A 19,032-nucleotide genomic window follows, 5' to 3' on the forward strand; every position below is an offset into this window, starting at 1 on the left:
CTGTCATTGTCGTGTATTTACTACACATTTTGTTACTTAATCGCAATTTTAAATAAATCGAATTTTTGAATTTATCTACTTAATTTTAAGGGGAAAGGTTTGTCTTTATCTCAATTTGTGGAAAAGCGAACGTCATTTAATCCTTTTGTGATTGGATTGACGCTGTTTTTTGTTTTGTTACTGGTGGTGATGATTTTAATCGCACCAAATCAAACTCAAACATTATTAAACCAAGCGAAAACAGGAATTTTTGCAAATTTTAGCTGGTTCTATGTATTGGTATTTTCAATTTTTTTAGGCTTTTTACTGATTTTATCTGTGAGTAGTTTGGGAAATATTAAACTCGGCAGCGATGAAGAAGAGCCTGAATTTAGTTTCCTATCTTGGCTTGCGATGTTATTTGCCGCCGGTATGGGGGTGGGATTAATGTTCTTTGGGGTTGCCGAACCGCTAACCCATTACCTTTCGGAAATTACAAGCGGAGCGGCAGAACATCGACAGCAAGAGGCATTGCTACATACCTTATTCCACTGGGGCATTCATGCTTGGGCGGTATATGGCACGATTGCATTAGCCTTAGCTTATTTCGGTTTTCGTTATAAATTGCCGTTAGCATTACGCTCCTGTTTTTATCCGTTATTGAAAGATCGCATTAACGGAAAAATGGGGGATATCATCGATATTATGGCATTACTTGCCACCTTATTCGGTATTATTACCACACTAGGTTTTGGCGCATCTCAATTAGGTGCAGGGCTACATCAAATGGGCTGGGTAAGTGAAAATAACTTTACATTGCAGGTGATGGTGATCATTGTCGTAATGAGCTTAGCGATTTTTTCAGCCATTTCGGGGGTCGGTAAAGGGGTGAAAATACTGAGTGAATTAAATTTAACACTGGCATTTTTATTACTCATTTTTGTATTAATCAGCGGGCCAACACTTTATTTACTCTCGGCATTTAGCGATAACATCGGAACCTATCTCGGCAATTTAGTACAACTGAGTTTCAAAACCTATGTGTATGAACAAGAACATACCGACTGGTTTAGCGGATGGACGGTACTTTATTGGGCGTGGTGGTGTTCATGGGCACCTTTCGTGGGGTTATTTATCGCCCGAATTTCCAAAGGTCGAACAATTCGTGAATTTATTTTTGGTGTATTGGTTATTCCAAGTTTATTCGGCATACTTTGGTTCACGGTATTTGGGAATACCGCGATTTGGCTAAATGATGGCGAGGCAGCCGGAGCGCTGGGGCAAATGATTTCATCACCGGAAACCTTATTGTTTAAGTTTCTTGATTATTTGCCACTGCCTACTATTAGCGGCTTAGTGAGTTTGATCGTGATTTCGCTATTTTTTATCACCTCGGCGGATTCGGGAATTTATGTTTTGAACAATATTGCCTCTCGTGATAAAAGTCTTACTTCACCGAACTGGCAAACCCTGATGTGGGGTGTGTTGATGTCCGTAGTAGCGGTCGTATTAATGCAATCAGGCGGCTTGGCAAACTTGCAGACCATGACATTAATGGTTGCATTGCCCTTTGCCGTATTGATGTTAATCATGTGTTTTAGCCTATGGAAAGGCTTAAATGCAGATCAAAAATATTTCGCCACAAAGGTTAATCCGACCAGTATTTTATGGACGGGTGAAAAATGGAAAGAACGTTTGGAACAAATGATGAACCAAACGCAGGAAAAAGATATTTTGCGTTTCTTAAAATACACGGCGTTGCCGGCTATGCGTGAATTACGCCAAGAACTTATCGGCAAATATAATTTAAACGTACAAATCAATACCTTATTTGATCAGGAAGAACCCGCCGTAGAATTAGTCATTCAAAAAGAATTGATGCGTGATTTTATGTATGGAATTAAATCCGTTGGGCATGAGGTTTCCGAACAGCTCATTAACGATGAAAATCTTCCGCATATTCAACATGAAACAAGTTATCAGCCCTATACGTATTTTTTTGATGGGCGTGTCGGTTACGATGTGCAATATATGGATCAAGATGAATTGATTGCCGATATATTGAGACAATACGAGCGCTATTTAACTTTACTTGATGATGTCGGTCAGGAATTAATGGCTCATGAGCAAGTAGAGCTGGCAGAGTAGCGTAAGAATTATGTAGCAAACGCATAAAATAAAAAATTGATACTAAATGTAGGGCGTACTTGTGTACGCCCTATTTAATAAGCGATTGAAATGATTATTATCGGAGACACTGCGGTATCATATTGCAAAAGAACCAAAGTGCGGTTGTTTTTCAGCCCGTTTTTGTTGTCGGATAATCGAAGAAAGATTAGAATGATTAATTTGAAAAAACAACCGCACTTTTGGTCTATTACAGGGCGATAGGAGATAACACTATGTCCACACAACAACCGACCGGACAAATTTGGCTCACCCATTATCATTTAAGCCATCAAGTCACACCCCATATCACACAGACCGCTTATTTACTTTGTTTGGCTGAAGATACGGAAAACTACTTTCAGCAGGTTGAGCATTATCTCAACCAACATCAACTTATCTGGCAAGCACAACTGGCACCGCTTCCCATTCAAACATGGCTCTCTCGACACGGCTTTGAGGCAGCACTTTGGCGGGCGGCGCAACAAGTGTCCAATAACTCGCCGTTGTTTTGTTTATATACCGATGAAGCGAGACAAACCAAACAACACCTTGACACCTTTCTTAACCGACAGTCCGTCCGATTTTCCCCCTTTACCGAGTTTATTGCCCCTGCGGTTCTGCCCGACGAAGTGCGGTCGCTTTTCTTTGCGGATTTTGAAGGGCTGGGGGAATACCATCAAATCTTAAATCAAGCCACACATAAAAAACAAAGAGAAAAAGCAAAAGAAGCGGAACCGGAAAAGCACAGCCAAAATCCACCGCACTTTTATGCCGTGGTTGATTGTGCCAAAGCCGTCAGTTTTCCTTACCGCCTAGAAAGCGCCGGTCGTATGGCAAATCTTTATACCGGTAATATCGGGCAAGCCTTAGAAGAGCAAGCCCCTTACCTATTGGAATTTGACCCATACCAAGAAGAAACCGTCGCGTTTTTACAACGTCTGTTTAGAAAAGCCGACAGCAAAGTATTCAGCCATTGGGCGATTAACCCGGTAATTTTTATTAAAAGCCGTCAATCCTTTGATGAGGTTTATCGTCACCTGCGAAAATGGACCCACCTTTATGACCCCAGCTCTGAAAAGTGGTATTTTTTCCGCTTCTACGACCCGCTCGTGCTCAATCGCTATCTGCCGCAACTGACCCACTACCCGGCTCAACTCGCGGCATTGTTTGGGGTGAAGTCAAATACCCGACAGGCACAACAAGCGGTTCAACCACAAGAAACGCAAGACCCTATTATTGAAGCGTTTGGAGTACGTGTAGAGCAGGAATTTATTTGCTTTAGCTTAAACCCGTTACCGGAAAATACCCAGCCTGCTAAAATTGAGTTGGGAGAGGTGGAACGGAACGCTTTTGAACGCAGTAAGTGGCTCAATACAAAATCGACGTTAAAAAATATGGTGTCAGACTATTTTGACGAAATTGATTTAGATATTATTGACAAATGGTTAGAAAATGCCAAATCACGTAACATAGCGCAATCCCAACGTGAATACTGGTTTTATTTAGTCGGTCGTGTAATTGCCGAAAATAATGGATTGAACTATTTCAGCCTGCTTGAACAGCTATGGCAAAAAACACAGTTTTCAACAACAAATTTACTTGAAACGCTAATGAATAATCTAATTGAGAAAGAAAATGAAGATGAAAGATAGCACGCAGACCAAACAAACCAAACCTAAAATGAAACTTGATGTTGCTAAAATTAATCAAGCCGCTCAGGAATTGTCAGACGGACACAGCAAATGTGAATTACCGATTATTCCCCTTTATCCAGTGCGCTATGGATTAAGTATCGATTATTTAGCGCAGGCAAGAGCGGGAAATATAAAAAACTTATCTGAGATCGCACCTGCCGGTATCGGGCAATCAGAGGAACACTCACTGATGAAACTCCGCCAAGGTTTTGTCTATATCTATGCCCATACCAAACACCGTTTATTTTCTACCGATGATAAAGGAAAATGGCTGGTATTTCGCTATGTGACCAACAATGATGACACCAATAGCGCAAGCGAATTTGACCAATTGAGTACCGGTCAAAATGCCGGATTAAACACATGCTTTTTACTTTGCAAATGGGGCGAACAAGGTGCTAACGGCGACTGGACCCTTGGTCAAATTGACACAAAAAACTACCCTTGTGTTTCTCACCTCAAAAGTTTCAATACCGCATTTGTCGATAAAGACGTTGATATTGTCGATATTGCTTATAGTGAGTATATGTGGTCGTCAGAGATCATTGAACGCTTTGAAAAAGACGATAAATTAAGACAGATAGTCATGACAACGGTCAATATTAACACGCCGGAAAAACATTCGGCGCCGTTAAAAGACCTCAACATACATGTATTGGAATATCAACCGCCTAAAAACTCAAATGATTTATCCGAGCAAACACAAAGTTGGTACACAAAACTCAACTATGCTGCTATCCCCACCTCTGTAGCCGGTTTACCTGATTATCAAGAAACGGGATTGATGGTGGCGTTGCAGGATGTTGTCGGTGAAATGCATGAGCTACAAAAAATTGTGTTGGATTTAGCCCAAGAACAAGCGAATTATCACGCTAAATATCTTTATCCGATAACCATCGGTAACATCATTGATCCTAAAATTGCCTACGATATAAGAGGGGAAAAATTTCCTTTGAAGGAAAGTGAGCGTGCCATTGCACAACGCGGAGTAGAAAAAGTACTACATCCGCAATTTAAAGCAAAACTTACTGAATTACTGAGAGAGCCGTTTGAGCGTTATGAAAAACCGATGGAAAAACTGGTTGATCAGATTTGGTGCTTAGGTTCACGAAACTCCTTTCAGGAATTTTTGAAAGGGATATTGCAAGCAATAACAGATTGTAAAGATATGGAAGGTGTGTCTCGAACTGCTTATTGCTTTTTTAAACAATTAAAAGATATTACTTTCGGCACATCAAGTGCGCCAAATGGCATTGATTATTTGAGCTATTTATTTGGCGCACCCATGAAACATAATACCCCTTCACCGTTTTTAGATTGGGCAAAACAATCACTTTCAAAAGGTGTGGAAACTATCCAACCTATTGTGATGCAGGGAGCAAATATCGGTTTTGCGCTCAATGAGAAATGGATAGTAGCAAAACGAATTTACAAAGGACTTAATGATTTTCTTGAAACGGGATTAAATGTATTTGGACAATCGGCAGCATTGTATAAGACTACTACTGCAAAACAGATCTTTAGTATTTTAGGTATATCCGATGTTTGGGGAAATGCAGAAAAAAGTAAAGCTGCATTTGAAAAACTGCATAAAATCCTATTACAAGAGAATAAAAAACAATTATCCCAATTATCAAAGAATGAACGTGCAGCCAATAAAGCAAACGGTAAACCGAATCAACATATTGATTTTTCTGCAACACACAGAAAAACCTTTTTGTGGTTCTTAGATAAACAATTATCAGGCTTATTTGAGCATGAACCGACTTCGATTTCCCAAGCGAAAGCGAATTTCGATTTCATGTTTAGTCGTAGTTATGCCGGGACACTAAACTTCATTGCCCTGTTTAGTGGTTTTATTTCGTTAAATGAAGATTTGGCGCTAAAACGTAAATCAATAAAAACTAATGCTGGAAAATGGACAACAAATCCGGCATTAGTAAAAAGTGCGGCGATCATGGACACGGCTGTGGCGACAATGAATTTATCGCATTCGGCAGGATTAATGCGTGATCCAACGGGCTTTACATTTAAAAACCGTCCCGGAAGTATATGGCAAACGATTAAAGGTCAACCGTTAAAGTTTGGTTATGCAGCCTTAGGGATTCTTGGAGGCGCATTAACTGCGGTTGTGGCTTGGGGCGGTATCGAGGAAGCTAAGGCCAATAATGATGACGTTTCCGTATGGGGTTATCGTCTTTTATTCTATAGTTCTATTAGTGGTGTAGTTGCAATTGCGTTTGGTTTGTCAAAGATTCCATATGTTGGTTGGGTAATTGCTGCGCTTGCATTAATTGGTGGAACACTCGTAACATTCTTTGGCGATAGCTCTCTAGTGAGTTGGGCTAAAAATGGTTTTTGGGGAAAAACACCTAATTATTATTACTGGAAAAATCAGCCAAGAAATAATCTTGAAGAACAAATTAACAAAGCAAAATTATTAGAAAAAGTAAGTGCTTATCATACAAATGAAGACTATTCTCTTGTTGCTAAAGGTTTTGAGGATGAAGTCTATGGTTATTTTATTCAATTTGGTTTGCAAATTACTCAAATGTCAAAGAATAACAAAGATCGCTTTAAAGTGACCTGTGCAGAGTTTTGGCGAACAATACCGAATTTAACTAATCTGGAGATTGTTTGTTATCTTCCTTATGCTAAATCTCGGAAAATAGAGAATATTGAATTGACCCCAAATCGAGAATTAGTTTTCTCCTTAGCTGAAAATGGTATCAGACAAGAAAATATTAAACTGGAAGTCACTTTTACGGATAAAGACGGAACAGAGTTTTCGGCAGACTATACTAGCGATGATTATATTTTACATACGATGATGAACTAAGGACGTAATAATATGCTAACTACAAATGACTTATCAAAAAAAGAGCAACGAGAATTACGGCGTTGGTTTACAAAAATAGATGAAGATACCATTGAGTTAAAGATAAAAGGTAAAGGAATTATCAATGTAGTGTTAATTATCTTGGCATTAATTCCATCTCTTTATTATGACTTTATTAAACCAAGCTCTAGCGAGCTATTCTGGAATGAGATTCATATTTCATTTAATCCAAATGTATATTTTGAACAACAGTATCGTAATGTTGTATCTAAAAATAATCCAAATATGACTATCTGGAATGAAACTAAAGAAGAGTATATAAATAACTTATGGCAATGGAGAGAAGGACTGGGCTGGAATAAATGGGATGGATATCTTAATCTCGCTTGGTATGTGATTTTGCTCGGTATTATATTTTGGCCAACAAAACGTAGAGTGCGTTTTGATAGAAAACGTGGAATTATTTATACATATATAAATAAAAAATTTTATTTAATGGAAGTAAACAAATTAGCAAGGCCATTACCTGAATGCTTTATTAATACTGGAGGGGGGATCGTTTTTTGGTTACCGCCATTTAAAAATACCACACCATTTCTTAAACATTTCCCCTTGGGTTCAATGGTGTTTGTGTCGGATTATTCTATGTATTTGTTTGAGCTAGGGAGCAGAGTATTTTTAATACCAAATGCCTATAAGAAAAGTAGAGCACCAATACTGAAGAAAAGTCTCGTAGATTTTATGAATCCGAATATTGCACCTCAACGATTATCCCAAATAGTCAATACATTAGAAGCACCAAAAGGATTAAAGGAGCACCTCTATTCATTTTTATTTGGTTGGATTGATGAAGGGTTATACACGAGAAATTTACCCAAACAAGAACGGCTGGAAAATATGATAACAGGCTACTTTAAAGAAAACGCCCCTCAAATACGAGTATTACCATCTTATCGAATGGCATATGAGAATGAAGTCCATAAGTTTTGGGGCGCCCCCTTTCTAGTAATCGTAAACCAAGAACAAAATCGCAAAGAGGGGGTTATTAAGGTGCCTTGTCCTGATTTGTATGAATATCCAAAAGTTTCTATGCATAGACCGACTAATATGCCGGATCCGGAATGGGGAAATGTAAAAGGTAAAGAAGTTTAAATTATTTATAAAAGTGCGGTTTATTTTGTAGGTATTTTGTGGAAGCAAAAAACACAGAGAGAATGACCGCACTTTTAATAGTATTGCTTGGGCGAATAACGCCGAATTTAACTAATCTGAAGATTGTTTGTTATCTTCCTTATGCTAAATCTCGGAAAATAGAGAATATTGAGTTGACCTCGAATCGAGAATTAGTTTTCTCCTTAGCTGAAAATGGTATCAGACAAGCAAATGTTAAGCTAGAAGTCACTTTTACCGATAAAGACGGAACAGAATTTACCGCAAGCTACACGAGTGATGAGTATATTTTGCATATGATGATGATGAACTAAGGATGTAATAATATGTTAACCACAAATGACTTATCAAAAAAAGAACAGCGTGAATTACGCCGTTGGTTTACCAAAATAGATGAAGATACTATTGAGCTAAAAATAAAGTGGAAAGGTGCATTTAATCTTATGTTGATTGCGTTAGCATTACTTCTCCCACTATACTACGATCTCATTAAACCAGACTCGAGTGAGAGATTTCGGGAGGAAATACGATTCTCTTTTCAACCTGAGACTAGATTTAAAAAAGAATATAATCAGATTGTATCTGACACAGACTCCAATATGACAATGTATGGAGATACAAAAGAAGATTTTATGAAAAGGATGTGGGAGCGACATAAACATCGTGTTTGGGATGGTTATTTAAGTCTGGCTTGGTATGTTGTTGTACTTGCTATTATCCTTTTCCCATCCGGAAAGCGGGTGCGTTTTGATCGAAAGCGGGGAATTATTTATACCTATACCAACAGAAGGCTTTATCTCACGGAAATTAATAAATTAATGCGTCCATTGCCTGAATATTTTATTAGTTCAAATTCATTCTTATTTTGGATTCATCCCTATAGTAATAAAGTACGATTTAGCAGTCTTGCAAGACATTCAAGAATACTTTTTATGGATTATTCAATGTATCTCCCTGCCATATTTGGTGGTTTTTGCATAAATATTCATCGAAAAAATCGAGCCAGATATTTAAAAAAATATTTGGTTGATTTTATGAATCCAAATACCTCATCAGAGCGAATTTCGGCAATGATGAACGCATTAGAAACTAAGAAAGGATTTATAGAACGATTGTGTTCATTCTTATTCGGTTGGATAGATGAAGGACTATATACACGCAGACTTCCGGAGAAAGAGAAGTTAGAGGGATTAATCGCACAATATTTTAAAAACGACGCCCCTAAAATCAGAGCACTACCTTCCTGTAGACAGCATTATCCAACGGAAATCAGTAAATTTAAAGGGGCGCCATTATTTAAAATCATCAGTCAAGATGAAAATCGGAAAGCGGGTTTTATTAAAGTGCCATGTCCAAATTTATTTGAATATCCTGAAGTTTCGATGCATAAGTCAGAATATGTGTTTGATGAAGAGTTAGGAAATGTGAAGGGAAAAGAGCTTTAAAGTTTATAAAAGTGCGGTCGATTATTCAGGTATTTTATAATGAGAACTAAAAACACTGAGAAAAATGACCGCACTTTCCTTTTCAATAGCTAACTAAATGAATTACAAAAACTCATCATTGATTTTACGGAAAAACAAAAAGCCTACTACGCCCGTTATGCCTATCCGATAACTATCGGCAATATTATTGACCCGAAAATTGGCTATGATATCAAAGGAAAAGACTATCCGTTTAAGGAAAAAGAGCGGGTAATCGAACAAAAAGGCGTGCGGGATGGGCTGGTGAGTGAATTTAACAGCAAAATGACGGCACTGTTAAAAGAACCCTTTGAACGTTATGAAAAACCGGCAGGCGGATTGGTGAAGCAAGTGATACAACTGGCACAACGAGCTTCGTTTAAAGAATTTTTCAATATTTCTGACGATATTATTGGTTATGCTCCGCTAGAAAACGGTATCGACCGTGGTTTTTATGTGTTTTACCGTTTACTGTCGGATTTAACCTATGGCTTAGAATGCACCTCTGACGGTGTTGAGTTATTAGAAAATTTGTTTAGTGATGATAAAGCGGCACCAACCAATAATGCCCCAACCACAATAGGTTGGCTGAAAGAACACAGTAAAAAAGTGACTGATGCCGTGTATGGGCTGGCGATGAAAATACTTCCTCCTCAGCAACGCCATCATATATTAAAAGGCTATTTTCAAGGTATGGAGCATGTGTATTTGAACAGCGGACGTACGGTGGCGAATTTAGCGGCATTAAGAAAAATACAGTTTGATAAGGTAATGGCGATTTATGGTTGGGATGAGAAAAAATTAATCAAAAATGTCGATTATTTCTTTGCCGAAGTGGCGGATAAGCAGATAGACAGGCTGATGAAAGAAGAGCGTTCACGGCAGTATGATAACCGCCGAGGCAATGGCGGTAAGAAAGCCATTAAAAAAGAACTCCGCCAAATCAAACAAGACTTAATCAATTATCGGCAAATCACTCTCGGTGAAATTCAGGATTTGGAAACCCGCATACAGTTTAGCGAACGCTATTATGGTTTTAGCGGTGTATTGGCGATTTATGCGGGGATACTATCATTAAATAATGATTTAACCATACCGAGAAAATTGGCACGCACGGCAGCGGGCAGACTGGCGTTAGACCCGGTGGTAGTCAAAACTACGGCGATACTGGATATTTCGGTGGGAACGGCGGATACGGCGTATGCTTTGAAATTAATCGGCAAGCCGGGGGCGGGAATGGGCGTGTTAAGAAATATTGCCGGCGCTTCAACTCGCTCAATATTGGTTGGTCTGCGGGCACTGGCTTATACAGGCGCTGCGGTGGTTGGCGGCGTGCTGACTATGGTGATTGCTTGGGGTGGGTTACAAGAAGCTATTGTGAATGAAGATAAAGTATCAATAGTAGCGAACGGTGCGATCATACTTTCCGGTGCAATGATCTTGGTAGGTATGATTCCCGTTTTCTCTTCTTTTGGTCCTGTTGGTTGGATTATTTTGTTGGTAGCTACGGCTTCAATATTCCTTTGGGGTTCAACTCCATTAGAAACATGGGTGAAAAAAGGGTTCTGGGGTAAAAAGCGTTATTTTTACTGGAATGATGAACCCAGAAAAAGTATTGACACTCAAATTAAACGAGCAGAAGTCTTAGCCAACGAAAACATCGCTGAAATCGCCAAACAATATCTTGAACGATTGGAGTTAGTGGCTCACGGTCAGGTAGATGCGGTTTCAAGTATTGTATTACCAATAAATGAACAGGTTGAAGATTATATTTTAATCATCCAAGGTTTTGAAAAAGAACTCTATGAATATGAGATTCAATCGGGATTAAAAATCAGCAAAATCAGTCAAGATTATTATCGTATTAGCTGTGCCGAATTTAGACGCACTGAGCCAACTACACATAATTTGGTGATTAACCTGTATCAATGGGGATCCGCTCAGGCACTGCCGATTAAACGGTTTTATGCAGGCGCTGCCGGTGAAGTCAGATTCCACCTTGCCGAAAATAATATTCATATCAAAGAAGTGCGTATTGTTGCAGAGTTTACCGATAAGGAAGGCGGCACCTTTGAGGATGTCTATTTCAGCGAGGAGTTTCAAAATAAAACGAAGGAAATCCAACAACAAGCACAGGCTGTGATGGAAAAAGCAATAGAAGAAGGTTATTCGGAGTAAATGATGCAAAACGAGTTAACAAAAAAAGAGCAGCGCCTAATGCGCCGCTGGTTTAGAAAAACTGATGAAAATACCATTGAATTGAAAGAAAAACGCTGGGCGGCTGTAAAAATTGTCTTAATTATATTGGCAATAACTGCTATTTATTACAATTTTATTGATCCTCGCTACACAAATATGACCAAAACTCATATTTATGCAGCATTCCTACCCGAGGTGTGGTCTGAAAGAGAATATTCTAAAGTGGTCTCTATTTCAAACCCTAATGTTACTCGCTGGGGAGAACCTAAAGAGGTATATATACTTGAGGCTGATGAAACCCGTAAAGAAGAAAGATGGTGGGGGTACATCACTGTTGGCAAATATATTCTCTTTCTCATCTACTGCCTCTGGCCAACCAAACGTAGAGTCCGTTTTGACCGCAAACGAGGCATTATTTACACCTATGTGAATAACAAATTTTATTTAACCGAAGTTAATAAATTAATGCGTCCATTACCCGAATATTTTGCATTTGTAGGTGGTGCATTATTTTTTTGGGTACACCCATATCAACAAGCAAAACACTTTGCTAATTTTAGAGGCGGCTCACAAATGATTGTGTCAGACCGCACCATGTGGTTACCGATGATTTTTATGATTTTTATGCTCTCCCCAAGAATGTACCAACATAGTAAAGGCGCTTTGCTTAAACGTTTTTTAGTGGAGTTTATGAACCCTCATACGCCACCGGAACGGATTGCAAGTATGATGAAAGCACTGGAAACCCGTCCGAGTATTTTTGAATATCTGGAAAGGATATTATTCGGTTGGATAGACGGTGGCTTATACTGCCGTAAATTACCGAAAGATGAAGTGTTGGAAAAAGAAATTGAAAAATACTTTGCCGAACAAGCCCCTCATATCACGGCACTTCCTTCGTTTGAGATGGGCACTTATGAAGAAGGGATGAGATTAAAGTGGAAATTTAAAAATATGAAGATTATCTCGGTGGAGGAAAATATTCAAGCGGGTTATGGCGTGATGCCCTGCCCTAATTTATATGAATATCCGGTACGTTCATTACACTATAACCGATTCGATATTGCTTGGGGAAATGAGGCAAGAGATGTAGAGCCTTGTGCTAAACCACCCAAACCAAATAAATGGAAAACTCAGAAACTCAAGTACAGGAATAAGAAATAGTTATCCTATCTAAATTAACTCTTGGTAAAAGTGCGGTTAAAATTTTGAGTGTTTTTTTAAGAGTAAGAAATACCAAGAAAAATGACCGCACTTTTGTTTTCACAAGGAACAGCAAAATTAGCCAAGGTTATTACCGTATTAGCTGTGCCGAATTTAGAGGCACCGAGCCGACTACTCATAATCTAGTGATTAACCTGTATGAATGGGGTTCCGCTCAAGCACGCCCGATTAAACGGTTTTATGCGGGATCTTCCGGGGAGGTTACATTTTATCTTGCCGAAAATAATATTCATATCAAAGAGGTGCGTATTACTGCGGAGTTTACGGATAAGGAAGGTGGCACCTTTGAGGAGGTCTATTTCAGCGAGGAGTTCCAAAATAAAACGAAGGAAATCCAACAACAAGCACAGGCTGTGATGGAAAAAGCACTAGATGAAGGTTATTCGGAGTAAGTAATGCAAAATGAATTAACAAAGAAAGAGCAGCGCCTAATGCGCCGTTGGTTTAGAAAAACCGATGAAAATACCATTGAAATAAAGGAAAAAAATGGGGATTTGTTAAGGTCTTTTTTATCGCTTTAATGATTGGTTGGGTTTATTATGATTTTCTTGATCCTCGTTACCAAGAAATGACAAAAACTCAGATTTATGCTGCATTTCAACCAACAGTGTGGTTTGAAAGGGAATATTCTAAAGTCGTATCAATTTCCGATCCTAATGTTACTCGTTGGGGGGAACCAAAAGAAGTATATATATTTGAAGCTGATAAAACTCGAAAAGAGGAACAGTGGTGGGGCTATTTTACTATTGGTAAATATGTTCTTGTTTTGCTCTGTTTCCTTCGTCCGACCAAACGCCGGGTACGTTTTGATCGCAAGCGAGGTATTATTTATACTTACATTAATAACAAGTTTTATTTAACGGAAGTGAATAAACTTATGCGCCCATTTCCGGAATATTTTGCTTTTATGGGGGGAATGGTTAGTTTTTGGGTACACCCATATCAACAAGCAAAATACTTTGCTAATGCAATTAGGGGCTCTCAGATAGTTGTTTCAGACTATACCATGTGGCTACCCATGATTTTTATGATGTTCCCGGGTATGTATCAACGCAGTAAAGGCGCAGTGCTTAAACGGTTTTTAGTGGAATTTATGAATCCCGATACGCCACCGGAGCGTATTGCAAGTATGATGAAAGCGTTGGAGACCCGCCCGAGTATTTGTGAATATCTCGAAAAGATTTTATTCGGTTGGATTGACGGTGGGTTATATTGCCGTAGGTTGCCGAAAGATGAAATATTAGAAAAAGAGATTGAACACTATTTTGCCGAACAAGCTCTGCATATCAAGGCACTTCCTTCATTTGAAATGGGAAGTTATGAAGAAAGTTTGGAATTACAATGGAAATTCAAGAACATGAAGATTATTTCGGTGGAGGAAAATATTCAAGCGGGTTATGGCGTGATGCCTTGTCCGAATTTATATGCCTACCCGATTCGTTCATTGCACCGTAATCGATTTGATATTGCTTGGGGGAATGAGGCAGGAGATGTCGAACAGTTTCCTAAACCACCGGGCAAATGGAAAAGTCGGAAACTAAAGAATAAGAAATAGTGATATTTCACTTAAAAGTGCGGTTAAAAATGACCGCACTTTTTTAATGTTCCGGCTGGAAAGAAATATAAAAATTCACCTAATTTTAATAACGATGTGTTAAAAATAAGTTGGAAATAAGTTATAGTGCGCAGGCTTTATTAATGTATTACTAAAGTAAACCCGTTCTATATTTATAAAAATTATTTAACAATATTAAATTCATGAGGAGAATTTTGTATGTCTAGTTGGTCGGAAGGTTATGTTAGTGATATAAACTATACTTTTGGCTATTATTCGGAACTTAATCCTAATAATGCCATTATTCCGTTTTTAATGGCAGGGATTGCGTTACCGGAATCAATTTCAAGCTCTCAATATAACGCTTGTGAGCTTGGATTTGGGCAGGGGATATCGGTTAATGTGCATGCGACAGCCGGCCATGCGAAATGGTATGCAACGGATTTTAATCCGTCCCAAGCTAATTTTGCCCGTTATCTTTCTGATGTGGCGAATAACGGTGTGTTAATTGCTGATCAAGGCTTTAATGAATTTTGTAAACGTGATGATTTACCGGAATTTGATTTTATCGGTTTGCATGGTATCTGGTCTTGGATTTCTGATGAAAATCGTGCTATTGTTGTGGATTTTATTCGCCGTAAACTCAAAGTCTGGGGCATTTTATATATCAGTTATAACACCTTACCGGGCTGGTCTGCGCCGTCGCCGGTACGTCATTTATTACTTCAACATCACAATACAATGACCGCTCATTCCAATAGTCGCCAACAAAATATTAAGGATAGTATAGAATTTGTGAGTAAAGTATTTGCTCAAAGCTCCAATCTAACACAAAAATCACCGGAATTACTTTCTCGAGTAGAACGACTTAAAAATCATGATCCACATTATGTAGCCCACGAATATCTGAATAAAGACTGGCAACCGATGTATTTTGCCGATATGCAAAAATGGTTGGAATCCGCTAAATTGACTTTCGCTTGTTCCAGTAATTATTTAGACGATTTTAACGAAACCCTCTATAACCAAGAACAACGAGAGCTTATGGCTGGCTTTAGTGATCCATCATTTGCTCAAACGGTTAAAGACTTTATCTTAAATAAACAGTTCCGTAAGGATTTTTGGGTAAAAGGCGCACGTCGATTAAATAGCTATGAACAAAGAGAAGCATGGAAAAAATTGCGTGTGTTGCTACTCACTTCCCGTAATCAAATTGAAATGAAAGCCTCAAGCCATTTGACTGTTGATTTGAATGTGGATTTATTTAGTCCCATACTGGATATTCTGCATGATCATAAAATCCACTTGGTTAAAGATATTGTGGAAGCACTAAAAGGTCGTTTTAATGAAATGGATATTTTTACGGTTTTAGCTATCCTTGCCGGTAAAAATAATTTGGTTATAGTGCAATCAGAAGACGCCATTGAGCAAGCGCGTCCACATTGTGAAGCCTTTAATCGCTACGTACTGGAGCAATCCCGTTCTTCACAATTCAGTATTAACTATCTTGCCAGTCCAATTACTGGTGGAGCATACAACATTGATATGGTACAGCGTTGGTTTTTACTTGCCCATATTGAGGGGCTTACGAAGAAAGAACAATTGGATTTCGCTTGGTGTTTATTAAAGGAAAACGATTTGTTTATGGCAGAAGATGGGAAAACCTTGGAAAAGGATGAGGAAGGAAAAGCCAGAATGGAAAGAATCTACAACGGATTTGTAGAAAATCAACTGCCACAGTTAAAATGTTTAGGGATTATTTCAACTAACTAAAAACCGCCATTAATAGCTTAATATTTTTTATTAACGATGAAATAAAGCCCGATCTTGTTGAAAGTATCGGGCTTTAAATATATTTCTAATATAGAAACATTTTATGGAAATAAAGTGCGGTCAAAATTTGATTACTTTTCTGCTTTATCCGATGTTTCTTTTTTAAACCCAGATTCTACATTGCTCATATCCGGTAAGCGGTGGGCAATACCTTTATGACAGTCAATACAGGTTTTTCCCTCGATTTTGATTTTCTCGTGCATTTTCGCAGCAACAGGGCGTTGTTCATTGAAATTCATTCGATCCACATTATGGCAATTACGGCATTCTTGGGAATCGTTGGCTTTCATTCGTGCCCATTCGTTTTCAGCCATTGCTAAACGATGTTGATTAAATTTCTCCAAGGTATCCACTTTGCCGGTGTAATGGGCATAAACTTCTTTTGCCGCAATGATTTTACGTTTCATCTTAGGCCCGAACTCGTGTGGTACGTGACAATCCGGACAACTTGCGCCCACACCGGTACGGGTTTGGTAATGCACGCTGTGGAGATATTCTGGATAGGCATCATTCATATGGCAACTTGCGCAGAATTGTTCGGTATTCGTTTTCTCTAAACCGTAATTGAATCCTACCCAAGATAAAATGCCGCCAATAAAGGCTAGGCTAATGATTGTTCCCACCGCAAGACGGCTCGGTTTACGAAACCAATGCCAAAAGCGAACGATGAAATTTGGTTTTTTCTCTGACATAATCCTTCCTTCTTAGTTACCGTAACCTTTCATCGGTTTGAAATCATTTGGTACGATAGGATCGACATTTGATTGAGAAACATGGCATTGTAAGCAAAAATAACGGCGTGGCGATGAGCTGGAACCAATGTTTCCGTCACGATCCATAAAGTGTGTCGGGCTGATTCGGGTTGCGCCGCTTAAACGTGAATTTTCAGGGCTATGACAGTTTAAGCATTGATTCACATTTTTTGTCACTTGATAATTAGCCACACTATGCGGCACCATTGGGGGTTGGTTCACATAATTTAATGCCGGTAAGTCACTGTTACGTGGCGCAGTGTGAAATGCCGGTGCAATATTTTCCGGCGATTGGGTTAAATCTTTACCTATAGATTTAACGTCATTTGCCATTAAATAACCGGCAAAAAGTGCGGTCATTAATCCCACTAAAATTTTAGATACCTGATTGGTCATATTAATCACTCCCCTGAATGATTGAATCGAGTTGAAAATTTAAAAACTTTTTCAGCGCAAACATCAATACAACGTCCGCAGCTGATGCAATCTTTAGAAAGCACAAGTAGGCTATCGTCTTTTTTTCCGTGTAAAGGTGAACGTAATACTTGTGCTTCCGGACAGACATTATAGCAATCCATACAATTGTCACATTTGCTGCGATCAACGACTTTAATGCGGAGAATACTTTTGGCACCAATAATACCGTAAGCCGCCCCGATTGGGCATAAATGTCCGCACCAACCGTGTTCGACAATCAACAAATCAAAAAGAAAAATGACGACAATTAACCAAGTTGTCGCGCCAAGCCCAAAGACAAAAGCGCGTCCTAATGCCGCGACGGGATTAATCCATTCCCACAATAGCATTCCGCTTGCTGCACTACCGACTAAAATCATCGCCAAAATACCGTAGCGTAGCCCGCGTGAGAGTTTTGCCGTTTGGCGAATACCGAGTTTACGGCGTAGCCATGCTGCGGCATCCGTCACGACATTTAGCGGACAAACCCAACCACAAAAAACTTTACTCCCCAGTACTGCGTAGCAAAGTACAATAATTGCCGCGCCGATTAGTGTCAGGACATCGGGTAAATGGCCTGCCGCAAGGCTTTCTGCGGTAATTAAGGGATCACTTAAAGGAATCGTATCAAACAGCAGGCTACCGCTGTAATTACCTTTTAAGATCCATACCCCTAAATAAGGACCGCTTAAAAACATTGCCAGAATGCTGAATTGGCTTAAACGTCGCCAAAATAAAAAGCGGTTGGCATACCACCAGCCCCATTTTTGGCGGGCTTCTCTGCCGGCATGTTTAGGTGCATTCGCTGCCATTATTTGGTGACCTCTAAAATTGGTGCCAAAACAGGTTCAGCCGGCTCAGGTATTGCGGCAGCCTCCGGTGTGCGGGCTGGTAAAGAAATGATATCTTGCGGTGCAAGAGAATGACCGGCTTTTTCCTTTTCTTCCCAACTTAGGCGATAGTGTTTACCCAACATTCCTTTTGCAAGCTCCATCGGTAGAACCTTAATTGCCGCTTCTTCCAACACACAGGCTTGTTCGCATTTGCCACAACCGGTGCAGGCATCGGAATGCACTGTCGGAATGAATAAAGCATGTTTATCCGAACGGGGATTATGTTGTTTTTCCAACGTAATCGCTTTGTCGATTAATGGGCAAACCCGATAGCATACATCACAACGCAGACCTTGCCAGTTGAGGCAGGTTTCGTGGTCCAATAGCACGGATAATCCCATACGGGATTCGTTGATATCCGTTGCATTGCGGTCTAACGCGCCGCTTGGACAAGCGTGTGCGCACGGAATATCGGGGCACATTTCACAGGGTTTATTGCGTGCAATGAAGTATGGTGTCCCCGCTTCTACCGGCGATAATAGCGATGCCAAATGCAACATATCGTAAGGGCAAGCCTGTACGCATTGCCCACAACGGATACAAGCCGCAGAAAATGCTTTCGCGTCCTGCAAGGCAAACGGTGGACGTAGCGTTACCCCTTCACGGGCTAAGCTTTGCTTTTGTTGTAACCCCAGCAAAATTCCTATGCCAACAAGACCACCCGCTGTTCGGGTTGTCTCTTTTAGAAAGCGTCGGCGTTCAGGATTTAGCGTGGTTTTTTTCATTTTCTCTTTAAATATTGATCGCACTTTTAATAGGAAATGAATGTGTCATATTTCATTTCCTATTGTAGTGACAAGTGCGGT

Annotated in this window: 16 protein-coding genes; 12 read left to right on the plus strand and 4 right to left on the minus strand. The window is 39.4% G+C overall.

Annotated elements, in window-relative coordinates; all coding sequences use genetic code 11:
* Nucleotides 1–99: 99 nt before the first annotated feature.
* From FEE42_RS09465 to FEE42_RS09520, 12 genes are all read left to right on the plus strand, one after another.
* A complete protein-coding gene (locus tag FEE42_RS09465; protein WP_135969401.1) occupies nucleotides 100–2,127 on the plus strand; it encodes a BCCT family transporter in 2,028 nt (675 codons plus the stop codon).
* Between the two features lie 254 nt (nucleotides 2,128–2,381).
* Nucleotides 2,382–3,800, plus strand: coding sequence for a DUF4123 domain-containing protein (locus FEE42_RS09470; RefSeq protein WP_164028347.1), 1,419 nt, complete (start codon nucleotides 2,382–2,384; stop codon nucleotides 3,798–3,800).
* Nucleotides 3,790–6,681: a toxin VasX gene (locus FEE42_RS09475; RefSeq protein ID WP_164028348.1), complete on the plus strand. Its 2,892-nt coding sequence runs from the start codon at nucleotides 3,790–3,792 to the stop codon at nucleotides 6,679–6,681. The genes FEE42_RS09470 and FEE42_RS09475 overlap by 11 nt, the downstream gene beginning before the upstream one ends.
* 12 nt (nucleotides 6,682–6,693) lie before the next feature.
* Nucleotides 6,694–7,833 (plus strand): hypothetical protein, encoded by a 1,140-nt coding sequence (locus FEE42_RS09480; protein ID WP_164027394.1) that lies wholly within the window; start codon nucleotides 6,694–6,696, stop codon nucleotides 7,831–7,833.
* Between the two features lie 38 nt (nucleotides 7,834–7,871).
* Nucleotides 7,872–8,165 carry a hypothetical protein gene (locus tag FEE42_RS09485; protein WP_164028350.1) on the plus strand — a complete coding sequence of 98 codons (294 nt, stop codon included), beginning with the start codon at nucleotides 7,872–7,874 and terminating at the stop codon, nucleotides 8,163–8,165.
* A 12-nt stretch (nucleotides 8,166–8,177) separates the two neighbouring features.
* A complete protein-coding gene (locus tag FEE42_RS09490; protein WP_164027395.1) occupies nucleotides 8,178–9,296 on the plus strand; it encodes a hypothetical protein in 1,119 nt (372 codons plus the stop codon).
* Nucleotides 9,297–9,578: 282 nt separating this feature from the next.
* Entirely contained in the window at nucleotides 9,579–11,492 is a 1,914-nt protein-coding gene (locus FEE42_RS09495) for a hypothetical protein (protein ID WP_237184417.1), read from the plus strand.
* 3 nt (nucleotides 11,493–11,495) lie between these two features.
* Nucleotides 11,496–12,677, plus strand: coding sequence for a hypothetical protein (locus FEE42_RS09500; protein WP_164028352.1), 1,182 nt, complete (start codon nucleotides 11,496–11,498; stop codon nucleotides 12,675–12,677).
* Between the two features lie 44 nt (nucleotides 12,678–12,721).
* On the plus strand, nucleotides 12,722–13,129 hold the full coding sequence (locus FEE42_RS09505; RefSeq protein ID WP_237184418.1) for a hypothetical protein: 408 nt from the start codon (nucleotides 12,722–12,724) through the stop codon (nucleotides 13,127–13,129).
* 3 nt (nucleotides 13,130–13,132) lie between these two features.
* A complete protein-coding gene (locus FEE42_RS12955; protein ID WP_257792957.1) occupies nucleotides 13,133–13,258 on the plus strand; it encodes a hypothetical protein in 126 nt (41 codons plus the stop codon).
* Between the two features lie 47 nt (nucleotides 13,259–13,305).
* Nucleotides 13,306–14,292, plus strand: a complete 987-nt coding sequence (locus FEE42_RS12890) for a hypothetical protein (protein WP_237184419.1) — start codon at nucleotides 13,306–13,308, stop codon at nucleotides 14,290–14,292.
* A gap of 219 nt (nucleotides 14,293–14,511) precedes the next feature.
* Entirely contained in the window at nucleotides 14,512–16,065 is a 1,554-nt protein-coding gene (locus tag FEE42_RS09520; protein WP_164028353.1) for a methyltransferase regulatory domain-containing protein, read from the plus strand.
* A 131-nt stretch (nucleotides 16,066–16,196) separates the two neighbouring features.
* Here the strand turns inward: FEE42_RS09520 and FEE42_RS09525 are convergent, their stop codons facing one another.
* The 4 genes from FEE42_RS09525 to napG are packed head-to-tail and all read right to left on the minus strand — an operon-like array spanning nucleotide 16,197 to nucleotide 18,951.
* Nucleotides 16,197–16,817 (minus strand): cytochrome c3 family protein, encoded by a 621-nt coding sequence (locus FEE42_RS09525; protein WP_059368221.1) that lies wholly within the window; start codon nucleotides 16,815–16,817, stop codon nucleotides 16,197–16,199.
* A gap of 12 nt (nucleotides 16,818–16,829) precedes the next feature.
* Nucleotides 16,830–17,273, minus strand: a complete 444-nt coding sequence (locus FEE42_RS09530) for a nitrate reductase cytochrome c-type subunit (protein WP_077494376.1) — start codon at nucleotides 17,271–17,273, stop codon at nucleotides 16,830–16,832.
* A gap of 5 nt (nucleotides 17,274–17,278) precedes the next feature.
* Nucleotides 17,279–18,145, minus strand: a complete 867-nt coding sequence (gene napH / locus FEE42_RS09535) for a quinol dehydrogenase ferredoxin subunit NapH (RefSeq protein ID WP_164028355.1) — start codon at nucleotides 18,143–18,145, stop codon at nucleotides 17,279–17,281.
* The gene (gene napG / locus FEE42_RS09540; RefSeq protein ID WP_059368214.1) at nucleotides 18,145–18,951 is read right to left on the minus strand and encodes a ferredoxin-type protein NapG; all 807 of its coding nucleotides are present in this window, start codon (nucleotides 18,949–18,951) and stop codon (nucleotides 18,145–18,147) included. Before napG ends, napH begins: the two co-directional genes overlap by 1 nt.
* Nucleotides 18,952–19,032 lie beyond the last annotated feature (81 nt).

The organism is Rodentibacter caecimuris (assembly GCF_010587025.1).
Classification (GTDB): Bacteria; Pseudomonadota; Gammaproteobacteria; order Enterobacterales; family Pasteurellaceae; genus Rodentibacter; species Rodentibacter caecimuris.